Source organism: Pseudoalteromonas sp. S1727 (assembly GCF_005886375.1).
GTDB classification, from domain to species: Bacteria; Pseudomonadota; Gammaproteobacteria; order Enterobacterales; family Alteromonadaceae; genus Pseudoalteromonas; species Pseudoalteromonas haloplanktis.
The window spans coordinates 26,373-40,689 of record NZ_PNDT01000079.1; the positions used below are offsets into that span (position 1 = coordinate 26,373).

9 protein-coding genes are annotated in these 14,317 nt (G+C 41.0%); 1 reads left to right on the top strand and 8 read right to left on the bottom strand.

Annotated elements, in window-relative coordinates:
- Nucleotides 1-115 precede the first annotated feature (115 nt).
- Genes CWB85_RS16340 through modA form a run of 3 tightly spaced genes read right to left on the bottom strand, consistent with a single transcriptional unit; the run spans nt 116 to nt 2,563 of the window.
- Nucleotides 116-1,141 carry an ATP-binding cassette domain-containing protein gene (locus tag CWB85_RS16340; protein WP_138555455.1) on the bottom strand — a complete coding sequence of 342 codons (1,026 nt, stop codon included), beginning with the start codon at nt 1,139-1,141 and terminating at the stop codon, nt 116-118.
- Nucleotides 1,128-1,820 (bottom strand): molybdate ABC transporter permease subunit, encoded by a 693-nt coding sequence (gene modB / locus CWB85_RS16345; RefSeq protein WP_016707419.1) that lies wholly within the window; start codon nt 1,818-1,820, stop codon nt 1,128-1,130. The genes CWB85_RS16340 and modB overlap by 14 nt, the downstream gene beginning before the upstream one ends.
- A complete protein-coding gene (gene modA, locus CWB85_RS16350; RefSeq protein WP_016707420.1) occupies nt 1,814-2,563 on the bottom strand; it encodes a molybdate ABC transporter substrate-binding protein in 750 nt (249 codons plus the stop codon). The genes modB and modA overlap by 7 nt, the downstream gene beginning before the upstream one ends.
- Before the next feature lie 47 nt (nt 2,564-2,610).
- On the opposite strand from modA, the gene moeA reads away from it, so the two are divergent.
- A complete protein-coding gene (moeA, locus tag CWB85_RS16355) occupies nt 2,611-3,831 on the top strand; it encodes a molybdopterin molybdotransferase MoeA (protein ID WP_138555456.1) in 1,221 nt (406 codons plus the stop codon).
- Nucleotides 3,832-3,876: 45 nt separating this feature from the next.
- Here the strand turns inward: moeA and CWB85_RS16360 are convergent, their stop codons facing one another.
- The 5 genes from CWB85_RS16360 to acnD all read right to left on the bottom strand — a co-directional run bounded on the left by CWB85_RS16360 (nt 3,877) and on the right by acnD (nt 14,214).
- Nucleotides 3,877-5,751, bottom strand: coding sequence for a hypothetical protein (locus CWB85_RS16360; protein ID WP_138555457.1), 1,875 nt, complete (start codon nt 5,749-5,751; stop codon nt 3,877-3,879).
- A 9-nt stretch (nt 5,752-5,760) separates the two neighbouring features.
- The gene (locus CWB85_RS16365) at nt 5,761-6,852 is read right to left on the bottom strand and encodes a hypothetical protein (RefSeq protein WP_138555458.1); all 1,092 of its coding nucleotides are present in this window, start codon (nt 6,850-6,852) and stop codon (nt 5,761-5,763) included.
- A 59-nt stretch (nt 6,853-6,911) separates the two neighbouring features.
- Entirely contained in the window at nt 6,912-10,001 is a 3,090-nt protein-coding gene (locus CWB85_RS16370; RefSeq protein WP_138555459.1) for a hypothetical protein, read from the bottom strand.
- 421 nt (nt 10,002-10,422) lie between these two features.
- Complete coding sequence (gene prpF / locus CWB85_RS16375) at nt 10,423-11,598, bottom strand: 2-methylaconitate cis-trans isomerase PrpF (protein WP_138555460.1); 1,176 nt, start codon at nt 11,596-11,598, stop codon at nt 10,423-10,425.
- A 9-nt stretch (nt 11,599-11,607) separates the two neighbouring features.
- Nucleotides 11,608-14,214 carry a Fe/S-dependent 2-methylisocitrate dehydratase AcnD gene (gene acnD, locus CWB85_RS16380; RefSeq protein WP_138555461.1) on the bottom strand — a complete coding sequence of 869 codons (2,607 nt, stop codon included), beginning with the start codon at nt 14,212-14,214 and terminating at the stop codon, nt 11,608-11,610.
- Between the last annotated feature and the right edge of the window lie 103 nt (nt 14,215-14,317).

The following is a 14,317-nucleotide window of genomic DNA, read 5'->3' on the forward strand; positions in this document are numbered from 1 at the left end:
AGCCATAAAATTATTTTCTATAATTTCAAAGCGTTATATTTTTAAAGTTATATAAAGTGCTGTGGTTGCACTATTTGAGGAATATAAATGTGCTGTATCGGTGCAAAATAGTAAACTAAATAGCGTGCAGGTGCGCATAAAGCGTCTGCCCTGTCGTAACACCCAACTGCTGCCATGCCAATGGGTTTAAACTGCATAGCAAGCTTTGCCCATCGACATCCAGAAACAGCAGTACTTCGTATTGCTGTCGTTGAAAACTAACCAAAATGCATTGTAATGTATTTATGCAGCTGCTATTTCGTTCAAGCTTTAGACTGACACTGATATCGTTTGCATTTACACAAATTTTATAACTACTTTTTTCATCAAATTGATTGATATACAGTACTTGCTGACTATCAATAAGTGATACTTTAGTTAAGTTATGCTCAGATAATCGGCGCGGTTGCTGAAAGTTAAGAAAGCTAAAATGTGTGGTGCCCTGTTCATTATTAATTTGCTGACTGATGATCTCTGTATCGCCAAATCGAGTCATTTTACCTTGCTTTAATTGCAACATTTTATCAGCACAATAACTGAGCTCTTTAAGTGAGTGACTCACCATAATAAAGGTAATATTTTTATTCTTTGCTAAATATTTTATTGCCCAAAGCAGGCGCTGTTTCTTCACCCAGTCGAGAGCTGAAAAAGGTTCATCTAACAAAATAATATTTTGTCCAAGTAGTAAAGTTCTTGCAAAAACAATTCGCTGCTGCTCCCCTCCAGATAAACTGCTAACCTCACGATTTAATAAATCTGAAATCCCTAATAAAGAAACCGTCTCATTAAGAGCGAGTTGATTGTTGTTCTTAGGCCGATGCTTACAGGCAAAACTTAAATTTCCAAGTACATCTAAGTGAGGAAATAATGGACAGGCTTGTAATTGTAAACTCATCCCACGTTTATCCGGTGCGAGGTTTGCTATATTTTGCTGGCGATTCGTAACAGACTGACCAGCACTGACACCACTGATCGCAGCTAATAAACTTGACTTACCTGCGCCTGAAGGACCAAAAACCCCGACAATTATACCCTGTTCAACTGCAAACTGGACGTCCAAAACAAAGTGTTTAAGCGCAAGGTTAATATTAATTTGAAGCATTCTTCCCTCTAAAACCTAGGTTTGATCGATTAAACTTAAACAGTAAAACTAAGCAGATAAATGAAATTGCAAATAAAATCAGTGAAAGCTCATGTGCCGCCTGATAGTTAAGCGCTTCAACATGATCGTATAAAGCGATTGACACTACCTGGGTTTCACCTGGAATGTTGCCACCGATCATTAACACTAATCCAAACTCACCAAGCGTATGAGCGAAACCGAGTGAAAAAGCACTTAAAATTGTACTTTTAAGTAATGGAATTAATAAAAAGAAAAATCGCTTCGACGTACTAAAACCCAGCGCGATTGCAGCATTATTATATTGGCTATTTACTTGGTTAAACCCCACCAGTAAAGGTTGCATCACAAATGGCAATGAGTAAATCAGCGAACCTAGAATAATCCCAGAAAAACTGAAGGCAAGCTGGTGTCCCGTCAAATTGTGCCAAACCTCACCTAGTAGCGTATTAGGAGAAAAAGCCACTAATAAATAAAAACCAAGTAAGGTTGGCGGTAAAACCAGGGGAAGTGCAATAATCGCTTCAAAATATGGCTTAAACCGACCTTTATAGTTTGCTAATAGCCACGCGATTGGAAAACAAATAATGACTAGGAGTACTGAGGTGATAATCGCAAGTTTTACTGTTAACAATAATGCCGTAAAGTCTGTTTCTAGCATTGGCTACACACCTTTAGATAGCCTAATTCTGCGATCTCACTTTGTACTGAAGGAGAGAGTATATAGCTCAGTACTTTATTAGCACTTGCTAAATTGTTAGTAGATTTTAACACCACGACTTGTTGCGTAATCGCTGGGTGTTGATCCGCAGGGATCACTTTATAAGCTAAGTATTTAGCATCAGCTTGTTGCTGGTACGCTGCTTTTAAACTAGCTAACGCGACAATACCTTGTCCCGCATTTGCGCTGTCTACAAACTGAAATGCCTGCGTAATATTATGCGCTAACACAAATGATAAATCGGTTTTAAGGGTGTGCTCATTGTAATATTTAGCCGCTTCACCATAGGGTGAAGAACGAGGGTTAGCAATGGCAATATAATTATTTTTCGAGTCTAATTCTGGTTGCCAAAACGCTAAGACTCCCGTTGCATAAGTATGAATACTCCCCTTAATAATTAATTCTTTTTGTTTTAATAATGCGGGTCTTTTAGCATCCGCTGAGAAAAACATATCAAAAGGCGCACCATGAATTATTTGCGAGTACAATACCCCACTTGCACCAGCTGATAAGGTTATTTCAATATCATCAACAAAAGGGGCTTCACTTAAGAGTTGCTCTAAAGGCGCTTTAAAGTTACTGGCAACAGCAATATGCAGATTTTCTTTTGCCGATACACTACTAATAGTGAGTAAAAGAACAAACCAAAAATAGTAACTGACTCTATTGTAAAGCATTGACATTATGAGTATTGTTTTAATTATCGAATGAATATGATGAATCAATATATATGAATGACTGCTTTAATGCATCCGGTTTATTATCGGTTGAATCCGCGATTGAAAATATCTTATCGACAATAAAACCTGTTGAGCAACATGAACAGATCAGCCTTTTCGATTCTTTAGATAGGGTTTTAGCCAAGGAGCTGATCTCTGACATAAACGTGCCTATTCATGATAACTCCGCAATGGATGGCTACGCAATTTGTTACCAATCATCATCTAACACCTATAAACAAGTTGGAAGTGTGCTTGCTGGAGAATATTTTGAGCCAGAATTAAACCCAGGTGAGTGCGTAAGGATCATGACAGGAGCCCTAGTACCTAAAGGCTGTGATGCGGTTATAATGCAAGAAAATGCAACTAAAACCGGCAACTCTGTCACTATAAATCAAAAAATAAAAATGGCTGACAACATACGCCGGGCTGGTGAGGACATACCTAAAGGAGCAACGGTTTTAACTCAAGGCCATAAGCTAACCCCAGTTGATCTTGGCTTACTGGCCTCGCTGGGCATCAATCAACTAACTGTCTACAAAAAGTTAACAGTTGCAGTATTTTCAACCGGCGATGAATTAACCCTCCCGGGGCAACCATTAAAAACCGGTGCAATATATGAAAGTAATCGCGCGGTACTTATTGCATCACTACAAAAACTTGCTTTTGATGTGATTGATTTAGGGATAGTTAAAGATACTAAAACCGCCATAAAAGACGCATTTTTAACAGCTGATTTAGCTGCAGATGTTGTGATAAGTTCTGGCGGTGTGTCTGTTGGTGATGCCGATTATACTAAAGAGGTACTCAATGAGATTGGTGAAATCGGTTTTTGGAAAATTGCGATGAAACCAGGGAAGCCTTTTGCATTTGGTAAACTACCAAACAGTTACTTTTTTGGTTTACCTGGCAACCCGGTGTCTGCAATAGTGACATTTATGCAACTAGTGTGTCCTGCTCTTAATTACCTTTCAGCCCAAGCAAAAATAAAGAAAACAAATAAGCTTAGTGCTATTACCACAACTGCAATAAAAAAACGCCCAGGGCGCACCGATTTTCAGCGAGCAATTGCCACGATTGATAATAACGGCTTTTACACTGTAAGTGCCTTACCTTATCAAGGCTCTGGCGTGCTAACATCGATGAGTAAAGCCAACTGTTTTATTATCCTCCCAGCAGACTGTGCTGGCGTTGCTAAGGGTGCTCAAGTGGATATAGAAATGTTTAAATAAATCATACAGTAGCCTATTAAGCTGCGTTAATAGGCTACTTTTACACTAAAACAATGACTCAAAAGTACCGTCAGGAAATAAAATACCAGGTACACCTCTAACCGCAGTTACATCTGCAATTTGTGTATCACCAAAGTAGAGTCCACCACTGTAATTACGACCTTTTTGCTTAACATCTAGCCAACGTCCTTGGGCACCTTTTATCACTGCGTTGATATTATTTCCTACAGTGCGCAGGTTTATTTCAAGCGCCCTATTTTTTAATCGTAACGCAATATTTGCATTGGTAATTTCAGTTAAACGAGCCAAGCTACCGACATATGCAAACTGCAAATCATTTGCTCCATTTAATGGCAGTTCTAATTGTACTGCAAACACGATGTTCGTTGATGCTTCATCAATAAATGGTGTTGCTTCTATAGCTTGTAAACTAAACGGAGTTATCTGATTTTCGCTAACCAGTTGGCCTTTAAAATCAAAGCCCGACAGTACTGTCACAAGCTCTTCAAAAGGGGTAACAAAGCGATTGGCAGCTAGACTTATATCACCATTTAATGTGCTAATTTCATTTTTCAATGTGACGTTTGTGGCAATGGTAAGCTGCCCCGTAGTTTCACTTTGATCATTTGCAAATGGATCGTCAGTGCCATCAAAAGACAATACTAAGTCACTCACATCGACACTTAATTGTGTATCTGTCCCAATCACTTTGGCATTCATTACACCACTTACTTGATTACCTAATAAGCCACTGATACGCCATTGTGGAATATTTAAATCCAGTTGCACCTCATGGTTATCATACTGGCCACTGATCACCCACGAGTATGGTGATTCTTGGTAATTTATCGTTAAGCCTTGTAAGGTATAAATACCCGCTTCGGTATCATTTAGCGGTGAAAAATTATAGATCACGTCATAAAGTACATTAGCCAAAACGATAAGCGTCTGTTGCGACTCGTTATCAGCTATATCAACGAATTCAGTTAGCTTTTGGCTGAGTTCATCACTGTATTTTTGTTCTTGTAACCGCGCGACACCTAATATATTACGTACATCTTCTAGTAATTCTTTAGAATGTAATTGCTGCTCTGTGAGGGTACGTTGTTTTATGTTTTGTGCCTCACCAATACTTGCAAGTTTTTGTTTAACTTCACCAACAACTGATTGTAATAACTGATTACCTTTCACGTTTAGTAGGTTTTCCGATACATAACGATCGGCATAAGTACGGTAAAGTTGCAGGCTTTCTAACTTTGCTTGTTGTTCAACGACTGCACTGCTGCTTGTTGTTAGACTTAACTCAATATCAGCAGCTCTTTTTAAAATAACGCCAAAGGTCAATGCATTAGTAAGCAGTTCTGCTTCAAGATTATCGTTTAACTGGCTATGCGTCAGATGATAAAAAGGGGTTGCGCTTACACTCTGTAGAGTAATATCTAAATTATCATCACTAATTAACGAACTGACTGGCGATAAATACAGTTTATTCTCACCTGGCGCCGCCAAAAAGTCAGCTCGATAACTCAGTGTCATATCCATCTGCTCTTGATAATCAATACGACGGTTACTGTTCTCATCATACGGGTTATCTCTAAATGTTCGACCACAACCTGCAAAGCTGGGGCACGGGAGTGTTGCTCCATCTGAGACAAATTCAACACGATGGAAGTTTAATGTCCCTGCCGGTAACGTCACACTATTAATATTTGCAACATCAATATTTTCAATGTTGCCTGTATTATCATTAACCAGTGTTAAAGTGCCTGATTGAGCTTGCCAAGGGGCAATATAAAAGCTCACTGATGAAGTGGTCTCTTCAACCGTTACTGACGTTGAGCTGGTTTGTTTATCATCTGATGTGCCACCACAACCGACAAGTGACACAAGTAAACTAACTGATATAAGTTTTTTAAACATCACAAGTCCTTAAAACGCTAACTTCACATACCAATTCACATTGGCATAATAGGCTTTATCGATATCAATATTATCGGTTTGTATATTTAAGCCAAAATAATCATTTTCGATACCAAGCAAAAAGGCTTCGCTATTTGTTTCATAACCACCGATCATCGCCCAATGGTCCCAAAAATGCATGCGTCCTTTTAATTGTGAAAAGGTATCTTGATCAAACCGCTTCACCATCAGCTCTGTTGAGAATAAATCATTGATACGATAATCCGCATAGACTTTAATTCGTACTGGCATGTCGAACTTATGCGTGACTTCATTGCCATATTCGGAGGTTGCTAAACGAATTGTAGGCTCTGTGACGATATCCCCTGCGTCATTTTCGGTAAACGGTACTTCAGTGGTGTAACCTGTCACGAAACCACTTTGCTCATACTCTGCTTCGTAAAATAAATCTTGTGCGAGTACACCGAAAATTAGATCTTGATTTACTTTCCATTGTGCTGCGAGATCAAAGCTGTAGCCTAACCCCGATGGGTTTTCATCTGGGGTAAATCGTTTAAATAAGATGTCTTTTGAGAAGTAATAATCAACCGTTAATGCTCCTTGGATTTCATCACTGAATACTTGCCCTTTCACATTAGCGTCCTGATAGTGTGTACTGGCAAAAACACTTAATTTCGGTGTTATGGTCAACGCATCTGATTGTAAAAACTTAAAATCATAAGAGAAAAACACCCCATTACTGGTTGCTTGCTTACCATCTAAATCATAGGTGTAATGCCTATCTTCAAAAGGCAAATCATTTTTTTCAGTATGCAGATATAAAGCAGTATCAGGATCAAAATTTAAAACATAGTCAAAGCGACTTTGAAACCCGAGCTTAAAATTACCGTAACCAACGCCTAGCTCAAATATATTATAAGTAAATGCGCTATCCCCTGATGTAAGTGGCGCATCAAAGTCATCAATAAATGCAGTTACAGGCTGTGCTTCAGTATAAACTTCGGAGTCAAACGTGGTAAAGATCTGAAATTGGTCTTGTGCGTGAATAGCTGGGGTTATTAATAATGTGGACAATCCTACCGTGAGAATTTTTTTTTTCATACTTTTTTCACTTGTTATTATTTAAGAGGGAGAGTGATCCTCTCCCTCTTATTTTTACGTTACTTAGATGAATCTAAGAAAGTAATATCTGTATATTCGATAACTTCACCATCGATATATTCAACAGAAATACCATTGGTAATTTCTGTAACAGTACCAAATTTCATCATAGCACCTGCAAAATTAGCATCTACGCTACCCATGAAGTCTTCGCCTTCTTCAGCCATTAATGACAACTTGTAACCAGTGCCGTTATGCAGCTCTACATCGACAGCATAAATGTCGTCTTCGTTAGCCCAATTTAGTGATAAATTAGCTGTAAAGTCAACTTCGCTGGTAACCCCTTTTGCTGTAATTGTCGCAAGCTCAGTAATATCTGCACCCGTGATGCTCAATGTACCAATAAAACCAGAATCACCGTCAACAATTTCTACACGACTCCAACCGTCTACCGATAGCACTTTACCGTCAATTGCAGTGTCCGCTGTGATTTTATCTTCAAAGTTAATGACTAAACATGAGTCAGACGCATCTTTGTTTATTTGGCCATTATTAGCTTCAACACAGTTATCTAATGCAAGCTCCATATCAGCTAAAGTTTCAATGTGAACTTTCGCACCATCAACAGTTTCAATCATGCCACCAAACGCAAATACAAGCGCTTTATTGTTAGCCGAGCCACTGACAGTGATCATTTCATTTGTTTGGGTATTAACAAGATCCAATACTAATTCGTTTTTATCAAAACTGTATGTCCAATCTGGGTAACGAGTAGAAACAACATCTGTACCTTCCTCGCCTAGATCCCAAGCTTCTGTCAGTACATCATAAATAATTTCTGCTGTATCAAATAATGCTTGACCACCAGTCTTCGTTACTAATGTTGCATTTTCAACCGTTGAAGTGCCAGCTTTAACCTCAACTAATAGCTCATATTTTTCAATCGTTGATTGCGCGCTTGCTTTTAGAGTAGCAGCTGTATTTAAAGCGCTTGCTGCTTCTGTGGTTACAGTTTCAGCAAAGTTGGTATTATCTGTTGCAGAAGTCAGTAAGTTATTTGCTAAGTCTTTATCTGCTTGTTCAGAAGCGATAGCTAGCAACGCGTTTGCAGCTAATGTTGCTTGATTGGCAGCAAGTGTTAACGTTTCTGCACTTGCAACAGCCATATTTGCAGCTGTGATGGCCTCTTCTGCAGAGTTTAATGCAAGCTCAGCATTTTCTTTCGTGTCTACCATAGCAGCTTCAACTGCAATTAAAGCGACTTCTAAGCTAGACTGCGTTACAGACACTGCATCTTTTGCAGAAACTAACTCCTCTGTCGCGGTAGTTACATTATTCTTCGCCACTTCAATAGCTAAACCTAAAGCAGCAACCGCCTCATCTGAGCGAGTTTCTTCAGCTTCAATACCTGTAATAAGTGTATTTACTGCATCAACTTGTGTTTGAATAGCTGTTTGTAACGCTGCAGCATCGCTCTTAAGTTGACTGTAATCTTCATCATTTAGCGCAGCGGCAGAAGCAACAATTGCTTGTGCAGTTACTGTCGCAGTAGCTAGTTCAGTTTTTAATGTGGTTAAGGCCGCCTTTGTACCCGCAAGAGCAAATACATTTTCACTATAAGTAAGTACTTGATCAGTGGTGTCTAGACCTAAGTCACCTAACGCTTTAACCCTAGCCACTTTATCTACACCGATAGATATCGTTTCATTATTTTGTACAAGTGCATTATTAAAAGTAACTATTTGTGCATTTAGCTCTGCCGCTAATTTAGCTTCAAGATCCTCGCCGTCACCGTCACCGTCACCGTCACAATCTGTCTCACATGGAACTAAAGTGTCAACTACCTCTTTTGCAACTTCGCCTAAATCTTCGTCAATACCTGCATCTTCAGCTTGCTTTTTAAGTTCTTCAACAGCCTTAGTTGCTTTTTCTTTTAATTTAGCTATTGCTTCAGGATCATCAGCAATACCAAGGTTCTCTGCAACTTGTGCAAATGCTTCATCAATGCCTTCGCCGGTAATAATCGCAGCAAAAATAAGGCTTGTATTCTCTACAGCTTTAGTAAGTTCAGTTGCAATATTTTTAATTATTTCATCATCACTGTCAGTGAGTGTACCGTCCTGAACTGCTGCTGATAGATTACTGATAATTTCAGCTAAAGAGCCATTAGTGCCAGAACCTGAAATGAACTGTAATGAAACCGCCGTTTGCACTAACAACATTGTTGCAGTATCCAGGGAGTCGCCTTCACCTAAATCGCTAAAATCGACTGCACCACCAAGTGAAATATCACCCGTTAACGCCGCTACTTTTATCGCAGCATCCTCACCTAATATTTGTACAAGTGTTTTTAAGCTTGCTGCGGCAATTGCTTCATCTGAGACTGCTGAGCCATCTTTAGCTCCATCTAACAGCATTTTTGCAGCAATACTGGTGTAAAGAGTCACATTGGCAAAGTAGTGCTTAACACCTGTGCCATCTCCATCAGCAAAACTTGGCCCACGCAAATTGCTAGCAGCCGCTGTTGTTGGTGCTTTGATAAACTTAACAACTTGTAACTCAAGATCGTCTTTATACCACTCGCCGAAATCAATGCTACTATCGCCATTGTTAACCATACCAGCCACATCAGACATTTCAGGGGCGCTATCATAATCACCACACCCTGTGAATGAATCGCACTTCACCATACTGTCATCACCTTCTTTAGAAGTGCTAACCGTAATATAAAGTGGTCCTGTAAAATCGTCTTCAAGATAAATGCTATACCCGCCTGAGGCTGAGGTCATAGCATCTGCTGGATTCTCAGCAGTTAGCATTGCGAGTGCTTTAGCATCTGCATCTGCTTGTGAAGTCGTCGACTCAGCAGAATAATTGGCATCGGTTGTGGCTTCTAAACGAAATGCAACCGGTACAGATTCACCAGCATCATTTAACGTTGACACTGACACGACTGCATTTTTCAACGAACCTTTAACGGCTTTGCCTGATATTTGAGTATTGAAGTCAGTACTTACCTCTCCTTTATAGACAGTAACTGGATCAGGTGTGTATTTATTATTATCATTATCTGAACCACAACCAGTTAAGCCGAGTGTCAATGCAACCGAAGCCGCAATTGGGGTAAACTTTATTATTCTTTTCGCCATGAAAATCTCCTTGGGTGCTTGTTAGCAAGTATCATTACTAAAACGTAGCCTACATTATTATCAACAGTCATTTAAGTTAAAATTATGTATCAGTCTGTATCAAAACCACCTAGTAAACTACATTTGTTATTACATGTTATCAACTTACCACCAATATATGACAATAAATGGAAAAATGTAATTTTAATTATCCGCAGGTAAGTTTAACGAGATAAATGCATCACATCGTCACGAATAAAAACAAAATACTTAACAAACAAATGGTTAGGAATTAATTTTGAATTATTCTGGTGTAGAGTGAGCAGACAGATCAGTGAATTGTTAACCGATTGATACAAATACATACAATACCGTTTACATTTTTTCACACAAAGATAGGGACAAAAGTGGCTTGACAGCCACTTTCTAATTTATTTATCGCTTAATTAACCGCTGGCACCCGAACAACCCCTTCCATAAGTACCCGTGCGCTTCGGCTCATGCTGGCTTTTGTTACTTGCCAATTACCTTCAATTAACTCAGCTTTAGCGCCAACTTTTAAAGTGCCTGAAGGGTGACCAAAGTTCACTTCATTGATTTGACCACCACCAGCGGCCGCATTCACTAACGTGCCATTTATTGCAGCCGCCGCACCAATTGCCACGGCTGCAGTCCCCATCATGGCATGATGCAGCTTGCCCATTGACATTGCGCGCACGACTAAATCAATAGTATCGTGGTGAATTTCTTTCCCACTTGAGGCAACATAAGTCTTGGCTTTGTTCACAAATGCCACCTTAGGTGTATGCTGACGAGCAGCGGCTTCACTAATATGCTTGATCAACCCCATTTTCACCGCCCCATGGGCACGGATAGATTCAAGTTTAGCCAAAGCCTGCGGATCATTGTTTATATCATCTTGCAACTCTGTCCCGGTATAGCCAATATCTTGTGCATTAACAAATATGGTCGGAATACCTGCATTGATCATGGTCGCCTTTAGTACGCCAAATTCAGGGACTTCAAGTTCATCAACCAGATTACCGGTAGGAAATAACGCACCATCACCATCGGCAGGATCCATAAACTCAAGTTTTACTTCTGCGGCGGGAAATGTCACACCATCAAGTTCAAAATCACCCGTTTCTTGCACTTCGCCATTGCTTATAGGCACATGCACTAAAATTGATTTTTTAATATTCGCTTGCCACACTCTTACGACAGCAATACCATTTTTTGGAATGCGCGCACTATCAACAAGGCCATTGCTAATTGCAAAAGCTCCCACTGCTGAGGTTAAATTACCGCAGTTACCGCTGAAATCTACAAAAGGTTTATCAATGGCCACTTGGCCGAATAAGTAATCTACATCGTGCTCAGGCTGCTCACTTTTACTTAAAATGACCGTTTTGCTGGTGCTTGATGTGGCGCCGCCCATACCGTCCGTTTGTTTACCATACGGATCTGGACTGCCAATTACCCGAAGTAACAAGTTATCCCGCGCTGAGCCTGCCACTTGGGCGGCCTCTGGCAAATCAGTTAAATTAAAAAACACCCCTTTACTGGTGCCGCCGCGCATATAGGTTGCCGGCACTTTAATTTGTGGTTTAAATGTCATAACTGTTCCTTATGCGCTTTGCGTGGCTTCTAAAAAATCTTGTGCAAAGCGTTGTAAAACACCGCCTGCAGCATAAATAGATAGCTCTTCTTGAGTATCTATACGGCATTTTGTTGGCACTGTAAGTACTTCACCATCTACGCGAGTGATAATTAAATTAACACTTCCACCTGGGGTGAGTTCCCCTGCTACGTCATAGCTTTCACTGCCATCGAGTTTTAATGTTTTACGTGTTGTGCCCGCTTTAAACTCAAGGGGTAAAACTCCCATGCCAATTAAATTCGTACGGTGGATACGTTCAAACCCTTCCGCAGCAATGACTTCAACACCTGCTAAACGTACGCCTTTGGCCGCCCAGTCTCGAGATGAACCTTGACCGTAATCTGCACCAGCAATAATAATTAACGGTTGTTTACGCTGCATATAGGTTTCAATTGCTTCCCACATTCGCGTAACTGTACCTTCAGGTTCAATACGTGCATAAGAGCCTTGTTTAACTTCACCGTTTTCCATAACCATTTCATTGAGTAATTTCGGATTAGCAAAGGTTGCCCGTTGTGCGGTTAAATGATCGCCGCGGTGGGTTGCATATGAGTTAAAGTCTTCTTCTGGCACACCCATGTGGGTTAAGTATTCACCCGCAGCGCTACTTGCCATAATCGCGTTTGATGGAGATAAATGATCCGTGGTTATGTTATCGCCAAGTACTGCAAGTGCGCGCATGCCTTTCATGGTGCGCTCACCAGCAAGCGCCCCTTCCCAATAAGGAGGGCGACGAATATACGTACTTTGCGGGCGCCAATCGTAAAGTGGATCGTTATCTTCCCCGTAATCTACAGTTAGATTAAACATCGGCTCGTACACTTTTTTAAACTGCTCGGGTTTTACGCTTTGCTTAATAACCGCATCAATTTCTTCATCCGACGGCCAAATGTCTTTTAAGGTTACATCGTTGCCTTGCTGATCTTTACCCAGTATGTCTTTTTCTATATCAAAACGGATCGTGCCCGCTATGGCATAGGCAACAACCAAAGGGGGCGATGCTAAAAACGCTTGTTTAGCATAAGGGTGAATGCGGCCATCAAAATTACGATTACCAGATAAAACCGCTGTTGCGTATAAATCACGGCTGATGACCTCTTGTTGAATAACAGGGTCAAGTGAGCCGCTCATGCCATTACAAGTGGTGCATGCAAAGCCGACAATCCCAAAACCAAGCTGTTCCAGCTCAGGTAATAACTTGGCATCTTCAAGATACGATTGCACAGCCTTTGAACCTGGCGCTAAAGAGGTTTTAACCCATGGCTTGCGCGTTAATCCCTTAGCGTTTGCATTGCGGGCGATAAGACCTGCGGCGATCACATTACGCGGGTTACTGGTATTAGTACAACTGGTAATGGCTGCAATAATACACGCGCCATCAGGCATTAGGCCCTGTTCGTTCTCAACCACACCAGAAATCCCCGTCTTGGCTAAATCAGCGGTTGCCACACGACGATGGGGATTAGAAGGCCCCGCGATATTGCGCCCAACACTTGATAAGTCAAATTTTAATACACGATCATACTGAGCTGTTTTTAAGCTATCGCTCCACAGGCCGGTGGTTTTTGCGTAGTTTTCAACAAGGGCTATTTGCTCTTCATCACGCCCTGTCAGGCGTAAATAGTCAATGGTCATTTGGTCGATATAAAACATCGCAGCCGTGGCACCAAATTCTGGCGTCATATTTGAGATAGTTGCGCGATCGCCTAATGTAAGCGCATCAGCGCCTTCGCCGTAAAACTCTAAATAGGTCGAAACAACACGTTGCTCACGTAAAAACTCAGTGATCGCAAGCACGATATCTGTGGCGGTAATACCTGGTTGACGTTTGCCGGTGAGTTCAACACCCACAATATCAGGTAAGCGCATATATGATGCGCGCCCCAGCATGACACTTTCTGCTTCCAAACCGCCAACACCAACAGCAATCACCCCTAGTGCATCAACATGGGGCGTGTGACTGTCAGTACCCACTAAAGTATCTGGGAAGGCAATGCCATCGCGGTTTTGGATCACCGGCGACATTTTTTCAAGGTTGATTTGATGCATAATGCCATTACCCGGCGGGATCACATCTATATTTTTAAAGGCGGTTTTAGTCCAATTAATAAAATGGAAACGGTCGTCGTTACGTCTGTCTTCAATGGCACGGTTTTTTGCAAAGGCATCAGGATCAAAACCGGCGTGCTCTACGGCTAATGAATGATCAACAATTAGTTGGGTTGGCACTACTGGATTTACTTTGGCCGGATCGCCGCCTTTTGCGGCAATGGCATCGCGCAGGCCAGCTAAATCAACTAACGCAGTTTGGCCCAAAATATCATGGCAGACGACCCTTGCTGGGTACCATGGAAAATCTAAGTCCTGCTTGCGCTCTATAATCTGTTTCAGTGCATCATCTAACATAGATGGCTCGCAGCGACGCACTAAGTTCTCTGCTAAAACACGGGATGTATAAGGCAATGTTGCGTATGCGCCCGGTTTAATAGCATCCACTGCGGCTTGCGTGTCAAAGTAATCAACATTGCTATTTGGTAACGGTTTTCGATATTGAGTGTTATTAATAATGGTCATGGTAAGACTCGCTAAATTGGGTGACGGTGGCTGCACACAGGTAGCGTGTTTAAGGAAAGTTCGAGAAAAACTGTCAGCTCAAGGCTATGTGCAAAAAAGGTGG

Bases quoted from the DNA above. Each gene is read 5' to 3' on its own strand.
- CWB85_RS16370 (WP_138555459.1), bottom strand. From the start codon at position 10,001: ATGGCGAAAAGAATAATAAAGTTTACCCCAATTGCGGCTTCGGTTGCA.
- CWB85_RS16360 (WP_138555457.1), bottom strand. From the start codon at position 5,751: ATGTTTAAAAAACTTATATCAGTTAGTTTACTTGTGTCACTTGTCGGT.
- prpF (WP_138555460.1), bottom strand. From the start codon at position 11,598: ATGACATTTAAACCACAAATTAAAGTGCCGGCAACCTATATGCGCGGC.
- modB (WP_016707419.1), bottom strand. From the start codon at position 1,820: ATGCTAGAAACAGACTTTACGGCATTATTGTTAACAGTAAAACTTGCG.
- acnD (WP_138555461.1), bottom strand. From the start codon at position 14,214: ATGACCATTATTAATAACACTCAATATCGAAAACCGTTACCAAATAGC.
- modA (WP_016707420.1), bottom strand. From the start codon at position 2,563: ATGTCAATGCTTTACAATAGAGTCAGTTACTATTTTTGGTTTGTTCTT.
- CWB85_RS16365 (WP_138555458.1), bottom strand. From the start codon at position 6,852: ATGAAAAAAAAAATTCTCACGGTAGGATTGTCCACATTATTAATAACC.
- CWB85_RS16340 (WP_138555455.1), bottom strand. From the start codon at position 1,141: ATGCTTCAAATTAATATTAACCTTGCGCTTAAACACTTTGTTTTGGAC.
- moeA (WP_138555456.1), top strand. From the start codon at position 2,611: ATGAATGACTGCTTTAATGCATCCGGTTTATTATCGGTTGAATCCGCG.